Below are 18,858 nucleotides of genomic sequence, written 5' to 3'. Positions count from 1 at the left end.
CCGTGCAATTCGAAGCGATCACTTGGGCGCGGCTCGCCGACGCCCTCGCTGACCACCTTGACGGCCTGAAACCGGCGGAGGGCGGTGCGTGGCTCAAGGCCGGCGTCGACGGTGCCCCGCCCGCCCGCACGGGCGAGATCGCCGAGCGCGTCGCCGAAGCGCTGCGGCTGCGCGGCCGTACCGTCCTCGTCGTCGGTACGGAAGGATTCCTGCGGCCCGCTTCGCTGCGCTACGAGTTCGGCAAGCGCGACCCCGACTCGTACTTCGACGGCTGGTTCGACACCGGTGCTCTGCGGCGCGAGATCTTCGGGCCACTGGAGCCGGACGGAACCGGGCGCGTCCTGCCCGACCTGTGGGACCCGGTCACCGACCGGGCGACGCGCAGCCCGTACGTACAACTCCCGCCCGGCGGTGTGCTGTTGCTGCACGGTCCGCTGCTGCTCGGGCACTGGTTTCCGTTCGACCTGACGGTGCATGTGCGGTTGTCAGGAGGGGCGTTGGCTCGCCGGACCGGTGAGGGGGAGAGGTGGACGCTGCCTGCCTTTGCGCGCTACGAGGCGGAGGTGGGGCCGGGGGAGGCCGCCGATGTTGTCGTACGGGCGGACGATCCGCGGCATCCGGCCTGGACGGGGCTCCGCGGATAGGGGCTGCCTCTTCCAGATATTCCGGCGCGTCCCGCGTTTGAGGACACGCCCGAAGGGCGAGGGGCCCTCCGGCTCGCGGTCGGATGCCGGAGCCAGAGCCGGGGCAGGCCGTCACCGGAACGGTGGCCTCCCGCCCATCACCGTCACCGCATGCGCCCCGGCCCGGCACCCGGCCGCCGCAGCCTGCGCTTCGTCCGCTCCGGCGAGGCGTGCCGCGAGGAAGGCGCCCGTGAACGCGTCCCCCGCCCCCGTCGAATCCACCGCCCTCGCCGAGGCGGGCGGAACTCGGGCCCGCACGCTGCCCGACGCGGCGACCAGCGCTCCCCCGGCGCCCAAGGTGGCTGCGACGAGCGGAAACTGGCGGCTCAACTTGGCCGCTGCGTCGGCCGTTTCCGGCAGCCCGGTCAACAGCCGGGCCTCGTCGGTGTTGGGCAGCAGTACGTCCACCCCCGCCAACGCCTCCAGGAATCGCCCCACGCCCATCCCGGCGATGAACCCAGCGGACGCCGGATCCACGCTCACCGTCACCGACCGCTCCCGGGCCGCCCGCAGCGCGATCAGGGCCGTCTCCCGGCTCGTATCGGCGAAGAACAGATACCCCGACAGGTGGAGATGAGCAACGCCGTCCAGCAGTGACGGGGACCAGTCCCCGGGCGAGAGGCGCAGTGCGGCGCCGCTGCCGGTGAGGAACGTGCGCTCGGCGGTGGCGTCGACCAGCGAGATGACGGTGGTGGTCGGCACCTCGTCGTCGCGTACGACCTGAGCGTGCACGCGGGCACGCCGGAGCTGCTCCTCGTGCCAGTCGCCCGAGTCCGTGCCGACCCGCGCCAGGATCCGTACGTCCACCAGCCCCTCGTGCGCCGCCCAGCACGCCACATTGGCTCCCGCACCGCCCGGCAGTGTCCTGATGTCGGCCGCTGTGTCTGTCCCCGGCGCGAGCGGTGCGCGGTGCCGGGCCACGACATCGGTGACCACATCACCGACCACCAGCAGCGCTTCGCCCCCACTCCCACCCCAACCGCCCGTCCCACCTCCACTCGTGCTCACGCGCCCGCTGACCCCCGCAGTCACACATCCGCCCAGGCGGCCGCGATCCGCGCCGCCAGTCGTACGTTCCCCCGCACCGCCGCCAAATTGGCCTCCAGAGACGCCCCCTCGGTGCCCCGCGCCAAGTAGTCCAACAGGAACGGCGTCACGGCCTGTCCCACGATGTCGTGCTTCCCGCACTCGTCCAGCGCCTCCGCCAGCACCCGGTCGTGCAGCGCCGGGTCGAGCTGCTCGGATTCCGGTACGGGGTTGGCGACGATCAGTGCTGCTTCCGAACCGCCGAGCGCGTCCTGGGCACGCATCACCGCCGCCACGTCGCCGGGCGTACGCACTGTCCAGTCGACCGGCTCGCCCGAGCTGCTCAGATAGAAGCCCGGGAAGTGCTCCGTGCCGTACCCGAGGATGCCGACACCGAGGGTCTCCAGTCGCTGCAACGTCGCCGGAACGTCCAGGATCGACTTGACGCCCGCACACACCACCGTGATCCGGGTCCGCGCGAGCAGCCCCAGGTCCGCCGATTCGTCCTGCGTCTGTGTCCATTCCCGGTGTACGCCGCCGAGCCCACCCGTGGCGAAGACGCGCAGGCCGGCCCGGGCGGCCAGGAACGCCGTCGCCGACACGGTCGTGGCGCCGCTAGCGCCCGCCGCCAGGGCCGGTGCGAGATCGCGGTGGCCGAGCTTGCGCACCGTGTCGTCGTTCGCGACGCTCTCCAACTGCGCCTTGTCCAGGCCGATATGCGCCCTGCCGTCCAGGACCGCGACGGTGGCGGGAACGGCCCCGCCCGTGCGTACCACCTCCTCAAGCTCCTCCGCGACGCGCAGGTTGCGCGGGCGCGGCAGACCGTGCGCGATGATCGTCGACTCCAGGGCGACAACGGGACTACGCCGCTCCAGCGCGTCCCGCACCTCCTCGGACAGCAGCAGCGTGGTGTCAGGCATGCCCAAATTCCTGGCGCATCGGACGCGTCCGCAAACGTGCCCCGGCGCGTCCCTTGTCTCCGGCCGCCCTCGCACCTCAGCCTGTTCGGATGACGGAAACACACCTCGATCACGTTGTGCTGTGGGTGAGCGACCCCCTCGCCTCGGTGGAGTTCTACGAGCAGGCCGTCGGCCTGACCGGCGTGCGTACGGCCGAGTTCGCGGAGGGCAAGGTGTCCTTCCCCTCCGTGCGGATCTCCGCCGGCTCCCTGCTCGACCTCGCTCCGCTCACCATGGCCGGGTCCATGAACGCCCCTCCCGGCGCCGAAGGAAGCGCCGGACACCCGGTCAACCATGTCTGCCTCGCCATGGACAAGCCGGCCTTCGACGCCCTGCGCAGCCGGCTGGAGGACCGGGGCGTCCCCGTCAGTCCGTACTCCCACAAGCTCTTCGGGGCCCGCGGAGCCGCTTCCCGCTCTTTCTACTTCCGCGATCCCGACGGGAACATCATTGAGGCCCGCCACTATGAGGACTGAGCCGGACGAGTGAGCCGGACGAGTGAGCCGGACGGCTGAGCCTGGGCGAGTGAGCTAGACCAGGCGCTTTATCTCGCCACGCACCCGGTAGAAGCCACCTTGCGACGTGTGCAGAGCGTCCACGACATAGCGGGCGCCTGCTTGCCGGATGGCACGCGGGAACTGGACGTTCCAGGACGGCTCATAGCCTTCCGACACCACGTGGACTCGCAGTCGGCCGCCCGCCTCCTGGATGCACTCGACGACTACACCAGCCCCAGGGGCAGGCATGGCGCTGACCGTGGCGACCGTTGCCGTCGGCACGTAAGTGGGCAGTGCCGCGGCCTGCTTGATGTCCAGGGCGACCGGCACCGAGCCGGACTGGGCGGCCGAGATTGCCGCCTCGCTCGCGTCGATGCAGGCCAGTGAGCCGTCGGTGGTGACGATGTACAGCTTCTCGCCGCGGTACTGCATGGACAGGGCCGAGCCGCCGCCCGTGCCGAGCTTCCACAGCCGGGTGCCGTCCGCGTCGAAGCAGTACACCGACGAGGACGAGTCGCCCGCGAAGACGTAGCGGCCGCCGGGCGAAGTGGCGCAGGAGTACACCGAGGCGTCGCACCGGTACGTCGCCTCGATACGGCCGGACCTCTTGTTCAGCCGCTCGACGACGCGCCTGCCGGTGCCCGCGTACACGGCGGTGTCCTCCTGCCAGCCGAACAGGACATTCCCCGTCGTTGCGGTGTGCCACAACTCCCCGCTGCCGTCGGTCGCGTAGGCCGTCACACCGCGCGTGTGACCGTGGTAGACCGCGTCCTCGTCCGCCCGCACCATCCAGGCACTGCCACCGGTCGAGCGGCGCGACCACTGGAACTCGTCCTCGTGGTCGATCACGGTCAGCCCGCCACTGCGGTCCGCGACATTCAGCACGCCCTCGTGGATGTCCAGCCAGAAGATGTCGACGTCCTCCGCGATCTCGTACGCCGCGAACGGCAGCTTGGACGACAGGTCGTACACCCGGCCGTCGTCACAGCCCGCGTAGATCCAGAAGTCGTCCGCGACCAGGCACTTCACGCCATCCGGCAGCTGATACCTGGCCAGCACCTCACCGTCGTGACCCAGCGTGTAGACATCTCCGCGCTGATTGCCCACCCAGCAGCGGTCCTCCTCGATGTGGATGCCCAGAGCCGTCGCGCCCGTACGGAAGCGCCACAGCACCGGAGCCGTCGCGCGTGCCGTCGAGGGCGCCGATGTCACCTGACGCCGTGTCACCGAGCGGGCCGGGCGCTGCCCCTGTACCGCCGTCGCGTACCCCTTGCGGACCTTCTCGCCGACCTTCTTCGCAGCCGCGGCCTTCGCCTTCTCGATGCTCGGGAAGGTCGATGTCTGCCGCTGTCCGTCCGCGCCGATCCGCCCGTATCGCACGGCAACTGTCGTACCGTCGACGGTCACCTCGTAGAACTTGTGCGCGCCGCCATCTTCCTGGGACAGCTCCAGATACGTGGTCTCTCGCGACATGGCACACCCCTCCCCAAGGACCGGCCGAGGTGGCCGATCTCCACTGATCCCAAAGTAGAGGCCACCACTGACAACGGGCTTTCTCCCAGGCGAGGGGCGGTACGCGCGGCCGTCGGACTCCCGGCTAGGGTGACGCGCCATGACGACAACTGATCAAGTTCCCGCTTCCTTTGCCGTGCACATTCCGGACGCCGAGCTGGAGCCGGAGCCGGTCGATCCGGAGCAGATCGTCTCCGGCGAACCGGTGGTGACGGGCAAGGTGCTGTGGGAGTCGCCCGACGGCAAGCAGCTGCGCGGAATCTGGCAGATCACGCCCGGTGTGGTCACCGACACCGAGGCCAACGAGCTCTTCGTGGTGGTCAGCGGACGCGCCACCGTCGAGGTCGACGGCGGCGACACCCTGGAAATCGGGCCCGGTGACGCGTGTGTGCTGCGCGAGGGGGACCGTACGACCTGGACCGTGCACGAGACGCTGCGCAAGGCCTACCACATCAGCCTTTAGCGGCAGACTCGGCAGACTCGGCAGACTCGGCAGACTCGGCAGACTCCGCAGACTCCGCGGGGCGACGGGTGGCGAGCAGGGCGAGCGCGGCCATCGGCAGCAGCAGGCAGGCGCCGATCGCGTTGAGCCAGCCGTAGCTCGCCTGCGAGACGATCAGGCCGGCGGCCGCACCGCCGATGCCCGCCGCCGTGTTCATGGTCAAGTCGGACAGGCCCTGGACGGCGGCACGGGCGGGCTGCGGCACCGAGTCGGTGAGCAGGGCGGAGCCCGAGACGAGACCCGCCGACCAGCCGAGGCCGAGGACGAAGAGGCCTGCGGCGGTCTGGGCATGGCTCGGGCCCGCCGTGCCGGCCAGCAGGGCGGCGAAGCAGAGCAGGCCGGCCGCGAGGCCGATGACCGCGAGGCGGCCGATGCGGTCGGACAACCAGCCCATGACCGGCGAGAACGCGTACATGCCGGCGATGTGACCGCTGATGACGAGGCCGACCAGTTCGAGATCGGCGCCGTGGTGGCCCAGGTCGACCGGGGTCATCACCATGATCGAAACCATCACGGTATGGCTGACGGCCACCGTCACAAGGGCGAGCCTGGCCCGCGACGAGGCGGCGACCGCCTCGATGCCGGCGCGCAGCGAGCGGCTCTGTGCCGACTGTGATTCCTGCGGTGCCAGGGCTCGGGCGGTGAGGAGCGGGTCGGGGCGCAACAGGACGGCGACCACGAGTCCGGTGACGAGGAAGATTCCGGCGGCCCACACGAACGGGCCCGCCGTCACGGGTATGGAGGTCCCGGCGAAGCCGCGGCCCGCGGGCGCCGCGATGTTGGGGCCGAGGACGGCGCCGATCGTCGTGGCCCATACGACCGTCGAGATCGCGCGGGCCCGCCGGTCCGGCTCGGCCAGATCGGCGGCGGCGAAACGTGCCTGGAGGTTGGCCGAGGACGCCGCACCGAACCCGGCCATGCCGAGCAGCAGCAGCGGGAAGTTCTCCATGACGGCGGCAAGGACCACAAGTCCCGCGCCGAGTGCCCCGATCAGATAGGCCAGGACAAGCCCCGGGCGGCGGCCGCGCGAGGTCATCAGGGCCGCCAGCGGGATCGACAGCAGGGCCGTACCGGCGACGGACGCCGTCGGGGCGAGTCCCGAAAGTGCCTCGGTGCCGCTGACCTCGGTCGCCAGTACGGGGGCGAGGGCGATGCCGATGGGGACGCCGAGGCCGCCCAGGATCTGGCTCACGACGAGCACGGCCGACGTACGCCGCTGAAGTGTCCGCAGCGCTTCCGGACCGGGCGGGGCCGCTGCCGCGCTTGCCGTGCTGCTCGCCTTGCCGGTGGCCTTGCCGGTCGTGGTCACAGTGCGTACGCCTTTCCGCCGTCGGTGGCGAGCGCCGCGGCGATCCGCCGGTTCGCCAGATGCCGTTCCTCGTCGGGGACGCTGGGGAGCAGGTCGTCCCAGATGGAGAGCACGGTGCCGCGCAGCTGCATCATTCCGGCCGGGCGGCCGAGCAGCCAGAAGTGCAAGTGGGCCCCGCCGTCACCCCACTTGTTGATGTGTACGCGCGCGACGCCGCCCAGCGACATGATCGCGCGCTCCACGCGCTGCAGCATCGGCCCGATCTCCGCGGCCCGCTCGGGAGGCAGATCGAACAGGTCGTAGTGACCGCGCGGCTTGAGCTTCACGAGTGCGGGCAGCCCGGAGGGATCCGTCGCCGCGTCCACCCGCCACTGCTCGTCCGCCCACAGTGCGTCTTCCAGCGGCTCGTCACACACCTCACAGCCCTCGGGGCCGTCCTCGCCGTTGCGCGGCGGCTCGGGCAGTACGGGCGCCTGGAGCGGCTTGACCCGCATCTCGCCCTCCAGGGGGAAGATGTCCCAGGTCACGAGTGAGTCGTCGGGTATCGGCAGGCTCTCGCCGATCGGCAGGCGGGCGAGAAAGGCGTGGGATCCGGGCTGGGGCGCGGCAGGCGTGGTAGTCACCGCCGCAGTGTGCCAGTCCTTACGGGCGGGCGAAACTGAGAAAGCTCAGGAAGGCCCGGCAGAGCTTGGAGAGCCCGGCGGAGTCAGAACAGCGGCTGGGGCAGCACCCCTTCGAGCGCCAGCAGCGCCCGCTTGGTCTCCAGGCCGCCGCCGAACCCGCCTAGGCCGCCGTCGCTCTCCACCACCCGGTGGCAGGGCACCACCACGGGCAGCGGGTTCGACCCCATCGCCGCACCCACCGCCTGCGCGGCCCCCGGCTGACCCACCCGCCCCGCCAGATCGCCGTACCCGACGACCGTGCCGTACGGAACGCCGGTTGCCAGCTCGCGCAGCACCTGCCGGTTGAAGCCGGACGTCAGCGACCAGTCCAGCGGCAGGTCGAAGTCGCGCAGCTCGCCCGCGAAGTACGCCGCCAACTGCCGTATGGGCTCGGCCAGCCGGACGGATCCCGGCGCTTCGGTCACCTCGGCGCCGAGACGCGTCCGCAGCTGCTCCAGCGCCTTCTCCCGGACCGCTGGACCGGCATGGAAGACCACGCTCACCAGGCCCTCACGGGTGGCGGCGAGCAGCAGCGGCCCGATACCGGCGCCGCCGCTGTCGATGACGGCCCATTCCACGAACTGCCCATCGCTGTCCATGCGCACCACCGTACGACCGGGCACTGACAGTCGGGCGTGGATCGCTACCGGCCGACCGCGTCCCGTACGACGTCGGGGTTGTTGGTGATGATCCCGTCGACGCCGAAGTCATGCACGCGCACCGCGGCCGCCGTGGTGTTCACCGTCCACGTGTTGACCTTGAGCTGCTTGCCGTGCGCGCCCTTCAGCTTGTGAACCGCGGCAACGTAGTCGGCCGTGAGGGACGTGTGCGTGGGGTTGATCTGGTCGGTGAACGCCGCGTATTTCGGCAGGTCCGCGACAGCCGGCGTCCCCAGGAAGCCGGTCGTGATGTCGGGCCGCTGCGCGTGGACGGCCTTCACGCTGTCCGCGCCGAAGCTCTGGATGACGAGCTTGTGCTTGACGTGATGACGGTTCAGCCAGCCCTCCCGGCCGAGCACGCGCAGGGTGTCCTTCTCGATGCCCGGGTAGAGCTCGGGCTTCTTGATCTCCAGGAGGAGCTTCTGGTGGTTGCGCTCGACCCTGTTCACGTACTGCTTCAGGGTCGGCACGCGCGCGCCCGCGAAATCGGATCCGAACCAGCTGCCCGCGTCGAGCGTGGCGATCTCCGCCGCGGTGAAGTCCTTGATCTTCCACGGTGACCGGCCGGGGAAGAGCTGCTCGACGTTCGTGGTCCGCGCGAGGCTGTCGTCGTGGACGACCACCAGCTCGCCGTCCTTGGTCCGCTGAACGTCGTTCTCCACCCACGCGAAGCCCATCCGGTCGGCCAGATCGATCGCCGCCAGGGTGTTCTCCGGCGCGTACGCGGAGGCTCCCCGGTGGGCGATGACGGCGGGCCCGTCGTTGCTCCAGGCCGGTGTCGCGGGAGCGGCGGCCTGGGTGGCGGAGCCGGGCAGCAGCAGTGCGGTGACGCCCAGGAGCGCGGCGGCCGTGGCCGAGACGGTGCGTGCGTACACAGGGGACTCCTCGCATTGAGTGATCACAGGCGCTCCGAGAGTGACAGTGATCGGCTAACTTTCGACAGGCGAAGGATGGCCACGAAATGAACGAAACCGCCCGCGTGGAGTCACGTGTCAGTCTCCGAGTCGATAATTTGCCGAGAAAGCGTGTGCGGATCACCCGGTTCGGCCTACTCTCGCCCCGAACCAGGGCTTCCGTACCACCAGTCGGGCTCGGACACCCAGCGGGCAAGGTCGAAGGGCATACAGCGCATGCAGGGCACTGTGGACGGATTCAGTTACGGGCTCGTCACCCCCGTCGCGGCGTACCTCATGGCGTGCCTCGGAGGCGCCCTCGGACTCCGCTGCACTGCGAGGTCCCTCATGGGCGGGCGCACCCGGAAGACCGCCTGGCTCGCACTCGGTGCGACAGCCATAGGCTCGGGCATCTGGACCATGCACTTCATCGCGATGATGGGCTTCGCGGTCAAAGAGACCCCGGTCAGCTACGACACGACCCTGACGTTCGCCAGCCTGGGCGTCGCCATAGTGATGGTCGGGATCGGCGTCTTCATCGTCGGATTCCACGGGGCCACCCCGATGGCCCTGGTCACCGGCGGCACGATCACCGGCCTGGGCGTCGCGTCCATGCACTACCTCGGCATGGCCGGAATGCGCCTGCGCGGGCAGCTTCTGTACGACACCCCCACCGTGGCACTCTCCGTGGTGATCGCAGTCGTCGCGGCCACCACCGCGCTCTGGGCCGCCGTATCGATACGCGGCTTCCTGCCGAGCCTGGGCGCCAGCCTCGTCATGGGCCTCGCGGTCAGCGGCATGCACTACACGGGCATGGCGGCGCTCAGCGTCCACCTGCACGGATCCACGGGCCCTTCCGGCGGGCAGCCGTCCACCATGCTCCTCGCCCCTATGCTGATCGGCCCGGTGGTGTTCCTGGTACTCGCCGGCGTCGTGGTGATGTTCGACCCGCTGCTGGTCGCGGGCCGCCCCGACTGGCAGCGCCCCGCCGAAGTCGGCGTCCCGCGGCCGGCCCGCGAAACCTCGCAGCGCCGCTGACCGTCGCTGATCCGCCGTGATCGCCACGTGAGTGTCAGTGCCTGGTCGTACGGTGGATGCATGCGGCCCGTTTCCAAGATCGAACGTACGGTGGCGCCCTTCGAGGTCGTCAGCTCCTACCAGCCCAGCGGTGACCAGCCGGCGGCCATCGCCGAGCTGGAGCGGCGCATTCGCGCAGGTGAGAAGGATGTCGTCCTGCTCGGTGCGACCGGCACCGGCAAGTCGGCGACCACCGCCTGGATGATCGAGAAGCTCCAGCGCCCCACGCTCGTCATGGCGCCGAACAAGACCCTCGCCGCCCAGCTGGCGAACGAGTTCCGCGAGCTCCTGCCCAACAACGCCGTCGAGTACTTCGTCTCGTACTACGACTACTACCAGCCCGAGGCGTACGTCCCGCAGTCGGACACGTACATCGAAAAGGACTCCTCGATCAACGAGGAGGTCGAGCGGCTGCGTCATTCCGCGACGAACTCGCTGCTCACCCGCCGCGACGTCATCGTGGTCGCCTCCGTCTCCTGCATCTACGGCCTCGGTACGCCGCAGGAGTACGTCGACCGCATGGTGTCGCTCAAGGTCGGCGAGGAGATCGACCGGGACCAGCTGCTGCGCCGCTTCGTAGACATCCAGTACACCCGCAACGACGTGGCCTTCGCGCGCGGCACCTTCCGGGTCCGCGGCGACACCATCGAGATCTTCCCGGTCTACGAGGAACTGGCCGTCCGCATCGAAATGTTCGGCGACGAGATCGAGGCACTCTCCACGCTCCACCCGCTCACCGGCGAGATCATCAGCGAGGACCAGCAGCTGTACGTCTTCCCGGCCAGCCACTACGTCGCCGGACCCGAGCGCATGGAAAAGGCCGTCCGGGGCATCGAGAAGGAGCTGGAGGAGCGGCTCGCCGAGCTGGAGAAGCAGGGCAAGATGCTGGAGGCCCAGCGCCTGCGCATGCGCACCACGTACGACCTGGAGATGATGCGCCAGATCGGCAGCTGCTCCGGCATCGAGAACTACTCGATGCACATGGACGACCGCGAGTCCGGCACCGCGCCGCACACCCTCATCGACTACTTCCCCGAGGACTTCCTGCTCGTCATCGACGAGTCGCACGTCACCGTGCCCCAGATCGGCGCCATGTACGAGGGCGACGCGTCCCGCAAGCGCACCCTGGTCGAGCACGGCTTCCGGCTGCCGTCCGCGATGGACAACCGGCCGCTGAAGTGGGAGGAGTTCCAGCAGCGCGTCGGACAGGCGGTCTACCTCTCCGCGACCCCCGGGACGTACGAACTCTCCCGCTCCGACGGCTTCGTCGAGCAGATCATCCGCCCGACCGGCCTCATCGACCCCGAGGTCGTCATCAAGCCCACCGAGGGCCAGATCGACGACCTGGTGCACGAGATCAGGAAGCGCACCGAGAAGGACGAGCGGGTCCTGGTCACCACGCTCACCAAGAAGATGGCCGAGGACCTCACCGAGTACTTCCTCGAACTGGGCATCCAGGTCCGCTATCTGCACAGCGACGTCGACACGCTGCGCCGCGTCGAGCTGCTGCGCGAGCTGCGCGCCGGTGAGTACGACGTGCTGGTCGGCATCAACCTGCTGCGCGAAGGCCTCGACCTGCCCGAGGTGTCGCTGGTGGCGATCCTCGACGCCGACAAGGAAGGCTTCCTGCGCTCCGGCACCTCTCTGATCCAGACCATCGGCCGCGCGGCGCGCAATGTCTCCGGCCAGGTCCACATGTACGCCGACAAGGTCACCGCGGCGATGGAGAAGGCCATCGAGGAGACCAACAGGCGCCGGGAGAAGCAGATCGCGTACAACACCAAGAACGGGATCGACCCGCAGCCGCTGCGCAAGAAGATCAACGACATCGTCGCCACGATCGCCCGCGAGCAGGTCGACACCGAGCAGCTCCTGGGCTCCGGTTACCGGCAGTCGAAGGACGGCAAGGGAGCCAAGGCCCCGGTGCCGGTGCTAGGCGCCAAGGCGGTCAAGGGAGGCAAGGCGGGCAAGAAGAGCGAGACGCTCACCGACCGGCCCGCCGCCGAACTGGCCGTGCTCATCGAGGAGATGACCGAGCGGATGCGGGGCGCGGCCGCGGAGCTGCAGTTCGAGGTGGCAGCGAGACTGCGTGACGAGGTCGGCGAGCTCAAGAAGGAGCTGCGGCAGATGAGGGAGGCGGGGCAGGCCTGACGGGGCGGCACCTGGTGTGTTTCAGGACCGACACAAATTACCCCTGGGCTGTGGCAGTCCCGGCACGACTGCGTAGGGTGCTGGGCAGCCGCACACACGGGCGGTGGTTGTGTTTGTGGAGAGGGGACAGCGCGTGACGGTCAACATGACCAAGGGTCAGGCCATCAGCCTGCAGAAGAGCGACGGGGGAACCCTGACCGCTGTGCGCATGGGGCTGGGCTGGCAGGCGGCGCCTCGTCGCGGTCTGTTCGGCTCGCGCACACGAGAAGTAGACCTCGACGCGTCGGCGGTGCTTTTCGCGGACAAGCAGCCGGTCGACGTCGTCTTCTTCCGCCACCTCGTCAGCGACGACGGCTCGGTCAAGCACACCGGCGACAACCTGGTCGGCGGCGCCGGTCAGGGCGGCGACGACGAGTCGATCCTCGTCGACCTCCAGCGCGTGCCGGTCCACATCGACCAGATCGTCTTCACGGTGAACTCCTTCACCGGCCAGACGTTCCAGGAAGTGCAGAACGCGTTCTGCCGCATCGTCGACGAGACCAACGGCCAGGAAATGGCCCGCTACACGCTCGACGGCGGCGGCCAGTACACCGCCCAGATCATGGCCAAGGTGCACAGGTCCGGTACCGGCTGGCAGATGACGGCCCTCGGTAACCCGGCCAACGGCCGCACCTTCCAGGACCTGATGCCGTCGATCCTGCCGCACCTCTAGGCAGGACATTCAGTACGCGCAGCTCCCGGAGGCATCGTGCCGCCGGGAGCTGCATCACTTGATTCGACTTTCGATCCGACACTTGATTCGACACGGGGGAGACACACGATGACGGCCGAGCTGGTCCGGGGGCAGAACCACCCGCTGCCCCAGGCCCGTTTGGAGATCAGGGTGTCGGCCGGCAAGCCGATCGTGGCCGGTGCCACGCTCGGCGACGAGCAGGGCACCGTACGCGGCACGGAGTGGGTCGCCCACCCCGGCTCGCCGAACCTCCCCGGGCTCGAAGTGTCCAAGCAGGCCGCAGCCGATCACCGGCTCGCCGTGGATCTCGGGGCCCTGCCCGACTCCGTGCACCGGGTGAGCGTCCTGCTCGCCCTCCCTGTGGGCGTGGGCGGCCCGGCGCGCTTCGGCGCCCTCGCCGCCCCGTTCGTCTCTGTCACCGGACTCGACGGCTCCGAGGCCGCCAGCTACACCGTCACGGGGCTCGAAAGCGAGTCCGCTGTCGTCGCATTGGAGCTCTACCGTCGTCAGGGCATCTGGAAGGTGCGCGCGGTCGGTCAGGGTTACGCGGGCGGGCTCGCCGAGATGCTCGGCGACCAGGGCCTCCCGCAGGCACACGAGCTCGCCGCCGCCATCCAGGACGCCGTCAGCAGCGGCATGGCCCGCTCCGTCGCGGCGCCCCCGCCCCGTACCCCGGACGACGACCGGACGCGGCGTACAGCCTCCCGGACGACCGGCGCCCAGGACCGGACGGTCGGCGGAACCGCAGGGCGGGACGCCCAGTCCGCCACCCCGTCGTCGTCGCCGGTGCCCGGAGCTCCGAACGCCCCGGAACCCCCGAATGCCTCGGAAGACACCCCTCCGCAGGCCTCCGTAGGCCCCATCGACTACGCCCACCCGCGCCGCCGGACCACCGCGCCCCCGCCGCCGCCCCCCACCGCGCCACCCGCCCCGCCGGGCCAGGCCCCGCAGCCCGTCGCGGGCGACGCGACCGGCTGGTCCATGGAAGAGCGCCTGTACAACCAGGTGTGGGGCATGTTCGAGGACCTGGCCCGCACCACCGCGGCGTACCGCAGCGCGGTGGACTTCGCCGAATCCCGCCTGGAGCAGGAGCTCGACAAGGTCCTCTCCGACCCGCGCAGCCGGATCGGCACGGCGGGCGACACCGCCCGCGAGGCGGCCCGTGCCAAGCACGACCAGCTCGTCGATCAGGCCCGCGCGGTCCTGGAGCGGGACATGGCACAACTCGTCGCCGAGGCCGAGGTCGTCGAGCCCGCCCTGCCGCCGGCCTTCGCCGCCTGGAGCAACCCGGCATGGCACGGCTACCGGGTCCCCATGGAGATCCCGATGGCGCTGCGCGTCGGCGATCTGCATCTGCCCGAGAGCCCCGACCTGCGCATCCCCATGCTGGTACGGCTGCCGCTGGAGCGCGGGCTGTGGATCGACAGCGGCCGGTCCGGATCCGAGGCCGCCCTGATGATGGAGTCCGACCAGCTGCGCAGCGCCGCCATGGATACCGCCGTCGCGCACGCCGCGCGCCTGCTGGCGGCCTACCCGGCGGGCGAGTTCACGGTCCACGTCATCGACCCGGCCGGCTCGGGCGCGCTTGCTTTGGCCCCGTTGACCGAGTCCGGGGTGCTCGCCGCGCCGCCCGCGGCCGGCGTGCAGGGAGTGACCGCCGTGCTGGCCAAGCTGACGGAGCGGGTGGACCTGGTCCAGATGGCCATCCGGGGCGGCGCCGCCGACGCGCTTCCGCCCGACCTGGACACGGCCGAGCAGCTCCTGATCGTCAATGACTTCCCGCACGGCTTCGACGACCGCGCGGTCACCCAGCTGCGCTACCTGGCGGACGAGGGCCCGTCCGTGGGCGTGCATCTCATGATGGTCGCCGACCGCGAGGACGCGAGCGCGTACGGACCGGTGCTCGACCCACTGTGGCGCGCGCTCCTCCGCGTCACTCCGGTGCCCGACGACCACCTGGCCGACCCATGGGTCGGCCACGCGTGGACGTACGAGCCGCAACTGCCGCCGGCGGGCAGCCAGGTGGTGCGTCAGGTGCTCGCACAGGTGGCTGCGGCGAGGCGTTCACTGGGACGCTGACCTGCACTCTTGGGAGTGCTTTACCTTTTCCTTTACCTTTTCTTGGCCATTCCTGTACCGTGTGTGGAGCGGAGGGGAGTACTCCCGACTGCGACGTACCCGTCAATACGGACCGCCATCGGTCCCGGGGCGTCGGCCCAGGGGCGCGTGAACCGCGCTCGGGTGGAAGAGACCTCCGGCAGCGACGACGCTGAACGAGTTGCCGTAGCTATCTGCCGGAGGCGCAGTGGACGTTTCTTTGACCCTTTGGGTGCTGACCATTCTCGGTCTGGCCGCCCTGATCGCTGTCGACTTCCTCATCGGGCGCAAGCCCCATGACGTGTCGATCAAGGAAGCCGGAACCTGGACGGTCGTCTGGATCGTCCTGGCCGCGCTCTTCGGGCTCGGCCTGTTGGTGTTCGGCACCGCCCAGGCATCCGGAGAGTTCTTCGCCGGCTTCATCACCGAGAAATCGCTCAGCGTCGACAACCTCTTCGTCTTCGTCCTGATCATGGCGAAGTTCTCGGTGCCGTCCCACCTCCAGCAGCGAGTCCTGCTCGTCGGCGTGCTGATCGCCCTGGTCCTGCGAGCGATATTCATCGCGGCAGGCGCCGCGGTCATCGCCAACTTCTCGTGGATCTTCTACATCTTCGGCGCATTCCTGATCTACACCGCCTGGAAGCTCATCCAGGAGGCCCGTGCCGAGGAGGAGGAAGAGGCGTTCGAGGAGAACCGCCTCCTCAAGTCGATCGAGAACCGCTTCGGTGTCGCCGACAGGTACTACGACACCAAGCTCTTCATCCAGCGGAACGGCAAGCGCATCCTGACGCCGCTCATGGTCGTCATGCTCGCCATCGGCACCACCGATGTGCTCTTCGCGCTGGACTCGATCCCCGCGATCTTCGGCCTGACGCAGGACCCGTACATCGTGTTCACCGCCAACGCCTTTGCCCTCATGGGGCTGCGGCAGCTGTACTTCCTCATCGGCGGACTGCTCAAGAAGCTGGTCCACTTGAGTTACGGCCTGTCGGTCATCCTGGGCTTCATCGGCGTGAAGCTGGTGCTCCACGCTCTGCACGAGTCCGGGGTGCACGTCCCCGAGATCTCCATCCCCTTCTCGCTGGCGGTCATCTGCGGCGTGCTGATCGTCACCACGATCACCAGCCTCATCGCCAACAAGAAGACGGAACAGCGCGAGGCAGCGGAGGCGGCGGAGGCAGCCGAGGCGGCTGACAAGACCGCCGACAAGGAGAGCGTCGAGTCCTGACCGCACTTCCGGCACCGGTCGGCGCGAGCGGAGCAATTCCGTCCGCGTCGGCCGGTGTTCTGCTTGTACGGCCGCAGCCTGTGCGGTCCCGCAGCTTCAGGCCGTCGCGGCCTCCGGCGTCGCCGCAGGCACCGGCCTCGTCTCCGGCAGCAGCGCGAAACACCCCAGGCTGAGCAGCGCGATCGCGGTCAGATACGCGGCGACACCCCACGGCGGCCCGTCGCCGCGTGCCACCGCTGTCGCGACGAGCGGGGTCAGCGCCCCGCCCAGCACCCCCGCCAGGTTGTAGCCGACGGCCGCGCCCGTGCAGCGCACCCTCGGCTCGTACAGCTCCGGCAGATACGCGGCCACCACCGCGAACATGGTGATGAACGCCAGCATCGCGCCCAGGAAGCCGAGGAACATCAGCAGCGGCTCGGCGGTCTGCAGCAGCGCGATCATCGGGAACATCCACAACGCGGTCGCCGCGCAGCCCAACAGGCACAACGGCTTGCGCCCGTAGCGGTCACCGAGCATCGCGGCGAACGGTGTCACCGCGCCCTTGATCGCCACGGCCGCCATGATGCAGGTGAGCATCACCGTACGGCTGACACCGAGCCGCTCTGTCGCGTACGCGAGGGACCAGGTCGTCACGGCGTAGAAGACGGCGTAGCCGACCGCTAGGGCACCGGCCGTCAGCAGGACCAGCCGCCAGTGCCCCCGTACGACCTCGGCGAGCGGCACACTCGCGCGCTCGCCCGTGGCGGCGAGTTCCTTGAACTGCGGCGTCTCCGACAGGGACGTACGCAGCAGCAGTCCGCCGGCCGCCAGCAGGCCCGCCGCCCAGAACGGCACGCGCCATCCCCACGCCGCGAACTGCGCGTCGGTCAGGCCGGCCGAGAGGGCGAGCATCACGCCGTTGGCGAGCAGGAAGCCGACGGCGGGGCCGACCTGCGGGAAACTGGCCCACAGCGCGCGCCGGTCGGCAGGGGCGTGCTCTGCGGTCAACAGCACGGCGCCGCCCCACTCGCCGCCCAGTCCCAGGCCCTGGAGAAAGCGCAGCACCAGCAGGAGTACAGGCGCTGCCACGCCGATCGATCCGTACGTCGGTACGCAGCCGACCGCGACGGTCGCGATTCCGGTGAGCAACAGTGAGGCGAAAAGGACAGGACGGCGACCGTAACGGTCGCCGATGTGTCCGAAGATGACAGATCCGAGCGGCCGTGAAATGAAGCCGACTCCGAACGTGCCGAAGGCCGCGAGCGTCCCCGCGAGTGGTGAAAACGTCGGGAAGAAGAGCGGCCCGAGGACGAGCGCGGCGGCTGTCCCGTAGACGAAGAAGTCGTAGAACTCGATTGCCGTTCCGGCGAGCGAGGCGGTGGCGAGGCGGGCCATGGAGGGAGGTGGTTGATCACGCATGCCGCCACAACTACCCGCCCCTACCGGCGGTTACGGGGCGTACGGAAGCAGTCGGAGCGGCCGGCAGGGGCGCACGTCACCCGATGGGGGACCCGGCCTACCAGCCGCGTTCGCGCCACTCCGGCAGGTGTGGGCGCTCATTGCCGAGGGTGGTGTCGTGACCGTGCCCCGGATAGATCCAGGTCTCGTCGGGCAGCCGGTCGAAGAGCTTCTTCTCGACGTCGTCGATCAGGCTCGCGAAGGCCTTCGGGTCCTTCCACGTGTTGCCCACCCCGCCCGGGAAAAGGCAGTCCCCGGTGAAGGCGTGCGGGGGCCCGTGCGGGTCGTCGTAGACGAGGGCGATGGAGCCGGGAGTGTGGCCGACCAGGTGGACCGCGGAGAGGGTGACGTGCCCGACCTGGAGGGTGTCGCCTTCCTCCAGCAGGACATCGGTCGGGACGGGGATCCCCGCGGCGTCGTACTTGCCCGCGTACGTACGGGCCCCGGTCGCCTCGACGACCTCGGCAAGGGCCTGCCAGTGGTCGCCGTGGCGATGGGTGGTGACGACGGACCTGATGCCGTCGGCGCCGATCAGCCGGAGCAGGGTCTGCGGCTCGGCGGCCGCGTCGATCAGAAGCTGCTCGCCGGTGTCCCGGCAGCGCAGGAGGTAGGCGTTGTTGTCCATGGACCCGACCGCGACCTTGGAGATCATCAGGTCCGTGAGCTCGTGCACCGCCGCAGGACCGCCGACCTTCACCGCTCCGCTGTACGTCATGGGTTCAGCCTATAGCGGCGGCAGCACGGGCAGCGGGGCTCCGGCGGTTTCGAGCCCGGCGCCGTTACGGCGGCCCGCGAGCCACCCCAGCAGGTCGGGAGCGGAGCCGGTGACCGACACGGGGTCGCCCTCCGCGCGGCCCGTGCGCCACTGCTGTCCGTCGGTGGCCGTCAGCAGTGTCGCGGGCACGTCGGGGTTTCCGGCGAAGCGGTCGGTGAGGAACGCGATCTCGCGCCCCGTGAAGTCCTCCGGCAGGTCTTCCAGTTCGTAGCCGATGCCCAGGTCGACATGGTGCAGCTCGACCTCGATCAGGCGGCGGAAGGGGATGCGGGACGCCGAGTCCGTCACGCCGTTGCGCAGGGCGACCGTACGGTTCCAGTCGGCGGGGGAAGCGGCGGCCTCCTGGAAGCGGGCCGCGCTGTCGCGTACGTCGTCCAGCTGTATGGCGAGCGGGCGGGGGGCGTCGCGCTCGATGTCGGCGTTGCGGGCTTCGGCGCTCGCGTACATGGGCAGGCCGGTCAGGACGTTCACGAGAGCGTCCGCGTTACGGGCGAGATGGGCCAGTACATGACCGCGGGTCCAGCCGGGGAGCAGTGACGGTTGCGCCACAGCGGCGTTGTCCAGTTTGCCCGTCGCAGCGAGGAGCCGGTCGGTTGCTTCGCGTACAGAGGCCAGGTCGCGCACGTGATCGTTCATGGGCCCGACGATAGTCCGGCCA

At 69.8% G+C, this 18,858-nt stretch carries 18 protein-coding genes; 8 read left to right on the top strand and 10 right to left on the bottom strand.

Annotated elements, in window-relative coordinates; translation table 11 throughout:
• The first annotated feature begins 2 nt into the window (after positions 1 to 2).
• Positions 3 to 644, top strand: a complete 642-nt coding sequence (locus J7I98_RS00985; protein WP_214914553.1) for a uridine kinase — start codon at positions 3 to 5, stop codon at positions 642 to 644.
• 111 nt (positions 645 to 755) lie between these two features.
• Here the strand turns inward: J7I98_RS00985 and J7I98_RS00980 are convergent, their stop codons facing one another.
• Entirely contained in the window at positions 756 to 1,691 is a 936-nt protein-coding gene (locus J7I98_RS00980; protein ID WP_308377643.1) for a PfkB family carbohydrate kinase, read from the bottom strand.
• Between the two features lie 20 nt (positions 1,692 to 1,711).
• The gene (locus J7I98_RS00975) at positions 1,712 to 2,629 is read right to left on the bottom strand and encodes a pseudouridine-5'-phosphate glycosidase (protein ID WP_214914550.1); all 918 of its coding nucleotides are present in this window, start codon (positions 2,627 to 2,629) and stop codon (positions 1,712 to 1,714) included.
• Between the two features lie 89 nt (positions 2,630 to 2,718).
• On the opposite strand from J7I98_RS00975, the gene J7I98_RS00970 reads away from it, so the two are divergent.
• Positions 2,719 to 3,144 (top strand): VOC family protein, encoded by a 426-nt coding sequence (locus J7I98_RS00970; RefSeq protein ID WP_214914539.1) that lies wholly within the window; start codon positions 2,719 to 2,721, stop codon positions 3,142 to 3,144.
• A gap of 54 nt (positions 3,145 to 3,198) precedes the next feature.
• On the opposite strand, the gene J7I98_RS00965 is transcribed toward J7I98_RS00970, so the two are convergent.
• Entirely contained in the window at positions 3,199 to 4,638 is a 1,440-nt protein-coding gene (locus J7I98_RS00965; RefSeq protein WP_214914536.1) for a WGR domain-containing protein, read from the bottom strand.
• 139 nt (positions 4,639 to 4,777) lie between these two features.
• On the opposite strand from J7I98_RS00965, the gene J7I98_RS00960 reads away from it, so the two are divergent.
• Entirely contained in the window at positions 4,778 to 5,140 is a 363-nt protein-coding gene (locus J7I98_RS00960) for a cupin domain-containing protein (RefSeq protein WP_214914533.1), read from the top strand.
• Here J7I98_RS00960 and J7I98_RS00955 read toward each other — a convergent pair.
• The 4 genes from J7I98_RS00955 to J7I98_RS00940 form a co-directional block, all read right to left on the bottom strand.
• Positions 5,130 to 6,488, bottom strand: a complete 1,359-nt coding sequence (locus J7I98_RS00955) for an MFS transporter (protein ID WP_374225050.1) — start codon at positions 6,486 to 6,488, stop codon at positions 5,130 to 5,132. The genes J7I98_RS00960 and J7I98_RS00955 overlap by 11 nt on opposite strands.
• The gene (locus J7I98_RS00950; protein WP_214914530.1) at positions 6,485 to 7,111 is read right to left on the bottom strand and encodes an HIT family protein; all 627 of its coding nucleotides are present in this window, start codon (positions 7,109 to 7,111) and stop codon (positions 6,485 to 6,487) included. The genes J7I98_RS00955 and J7I98_RS00950 overlap by 4 nt, the downstream gene beginning before the upstream one ends.
• 83 nt (positions 7,112 to 7,194) lie before the next feature.
• The gene (locus J7I98_RS00945; protein ID WP_214914527.1) at positions 7,195 to 7,749 is read right to left on the bottom strand and encodes a methylated-DNA--[protein]-cysteine S-methyltransferase; all 555 of its coding nucleotides are present in this window, start codon (positions 7,747 to 7,749) and stop codon (positions 7,195 to 7,197) included.
• 44 nt (positions 7,750 to 7,793) lie between these two features.
• Positions 7,794 to 8,684 carry a glycerophosphodiester phosphodiesterase family protein gene (locus tag J7I98_RS00940; protein ID WP_214914524.1) on the bottom strand — a complete coding sequence of 297 codons (891 nt, stop codon included), beginning with the start codon at positions 8,682 to 8,684 and terminating at the stop codon, positions 7,794 to 7,796.
• A gap of 255 nt (positions 8,685 to 8,939) precedes the next feature.
• Between J7I98_RS00940 and J7I98_RS00935 the strand changes: the two genes are divergently transcribed.
• The 5 genes from J7I98_RS00935 (at position 8,940) to J7I98_RS00915 (ending at position 15,988) form a co-directional block, all read left to right on the top strand.
• On the top strand, positions 8,940 to 9,740 hold the full coding sequence (locus J7I98_RS00935) for an MHYT domain-containing protein (RefSeq protein ID WP_214914521.1): 801 nt from the start codon (positions 8,940 to 8,942) through the stop codon (positions 9,738 to 9,740).
• Between the two features lie 60 nt (positions 9,741 to 9,800).
• Entirely contained in the window at positions 9,801 to 11,930 is a 2,130-nt protein-coding gene (uvrB, locus tag J7I98_RS00930; RefSeq protein WP_214914518.1) for an excinuclease ABC subunit UvrB, read from the top strand.
• A gap of 133 nt (positions 11,931 to 12,063) precedes the next feature.
• Positions 12,064 to 12,642, top strand: a complete 579-nt coding sequence (locus tag J7I98_RS00925; RefSeq protein WP_214914515.1) for a TerD family protein — start codon at positions 12,064 to 12,066, stop codon at positions 12,640 to 12,642.
• Positions 12,643 to 12,750: 108 nt separating this feature from the next.
• A complete protein-coding gene (locus J7I98_RS00920) occupies positions 12,751 to 14,742 on the top strand; it encodes a TerD family protein (RefSeq protein WP_214914512.1) in 1,992 nt (663 codons plus the stop codon).
• A 226-nt stretch (positions 14,743 to 14,968) separates the two neighbouring features.
• On the top strand, positions 14,969 to 15,988 hold the full coding sequence (locus J7I98_RS00915) for a TerC family protein (protein ID WP_214914509.1): 1,020 nt from the start codon (positions 14,969 to 14,971) through the stop codon (positions 15,986 to 15,988).
• Between the two features lie 96 nt (positions 15,989 to 16,084).
• Here J7I98_RS00915 and J7I98_RS00910 read toward each other — a convergent pair whose 3' ends face one another.
• The 3 genes from J7I98_RS00910 to J7I98_RS00900 all read right to left on the bottom strand — a co-directional run bounded on the left by J7I98_RS00910 (position 16,085) and on the right by J7I98_RS00900 (position 18,836).
• Entirely contained in the window at positions 16,085 to 17,362 is a 1,278-nt protein-coding gene (locus J7I98_RS00910) for an MFS transporter (RefSeq protein WP_214915609.1), read from the bottom strand.
• Between the two features lie 121 nt (positions 17,363 to 17,483).
• Positions 17,484 to 18,140, bottom strand: a complete 657-nt coding sequence (locus tag J7I98_RS00905; RefSeq protein WP_214914506.1) for an MBL fold metallo-hydrolase — start codon at positions 18,138 to 18,140, stop codon at positions 17,484 to 17,486.
• A gap of 9 nt (positions 18,141 to 18,149) precedes the next feature.
• Positions 18,150 to 18,836, bottom strand: coding sequence for a maleylpyruvate isomerase family mycothiol-dependent enzyme (locus tag J7I98_RS00900; RefSeq protein ID WP_214914503.1), 687 nt, complete (start codon positions 18,834 to 18,836; stop codon positions 18,150 to 18,152).
• Positions 18,837 to 18,858: the final 22 nt, after the last annotated feature.

The organism is Streptomyces sp. ISL-98 (assembly GCF_018614055.1).
GTDB classification, from domain to species: Bacteria; Actinomycetota; Actinomycetes; order Streptomycetales; family Streptomycetaceae; genus Streptomyces; species Streptomyces spiramyceticus.
This window is presented reverse-complemented; position numbering and strand designations above follow the sequence as displayed.

Bases quoted from the DNA above. Each gene is read 5' to 3' on its own strand.
- J7I98_RS00975 (WP_214914550.1), bottom strand. From the start codon at position 2,629: ATGCCTGACACCACGCTGCTGCTGTCCGAGGAGGTGCGGGACGCGCTG.
- J7I98_RS00970 (WP_214914539.1), top strand. From the start codon at position 2,719: ATGACGGAAACACACCTCGATCACGTTGTGCTGTGGGTGAGCGACCCC.
- J7I98_RS00965 (WP_214914536.1), bottom strand. From the start codon at position 4,638: ATGTCGCGAGAGACCACGTATCTGGAGCTGTCCCAGGAAGATGGCGGC.
- J7I98_RS00960 (WP_214914533.1), top strand. From the start codon at position 4,778: ATGACGACAACTGATCAAGTTCCCGCTTCCTTTGCCGTGCACATTCCG.
- J7I98_RS00945 (WP_214914527.1), bottom strand. From the start codon at position 7,749: ATGGACAGCGATGGGCAGTTCGTGGAATGGGCCGTCATCGACAGCGGC.
- J7I98_RS00935 (WP_214914521.1), top strand. From the start codon at position 8,940: ATGCAGGGCACTGTGGACGGATTCAGTTACGGGCTCGTCACCCCCGTC.
- uvrB (WP_214914518.1), top strand. From the start codon at position 9,801: ATGCGGCCCGTTTCCAAGATCGAACGTACGGTGGCGCCCTTCGAGGTC.
- J7I98_RS00920 (WP_214914512.1), top strand. From the start codon at position 12,751: ATGACGGCCGAGCTGGTCCGGGGGCAGAACCACCCGCTGCCCCAGGCC.
- J7I98_RS00910 (WP_214915609.1), bottom strand. From the start codon at position 17,362: ATGGCCCGCCTCGCCACCGCCTCGCTCGCCGGAACGGCAATCGAGTTC.
- J7I98_RS00905 (WP_214914506.1), bottom strand. From the start codon at position 18,140: ATGACGTACAGCGGAGCGGTGAAGGTCGGCGGTCCTGCGGCGGTGCAC.
- J7I98_RS00900 (WP_214914503.1), bottom strand. From the start codon at position 18,836: ATGAACGATCACGTGCGCGACCTGGCCTCTGTACGCGAAGCAACCGAC.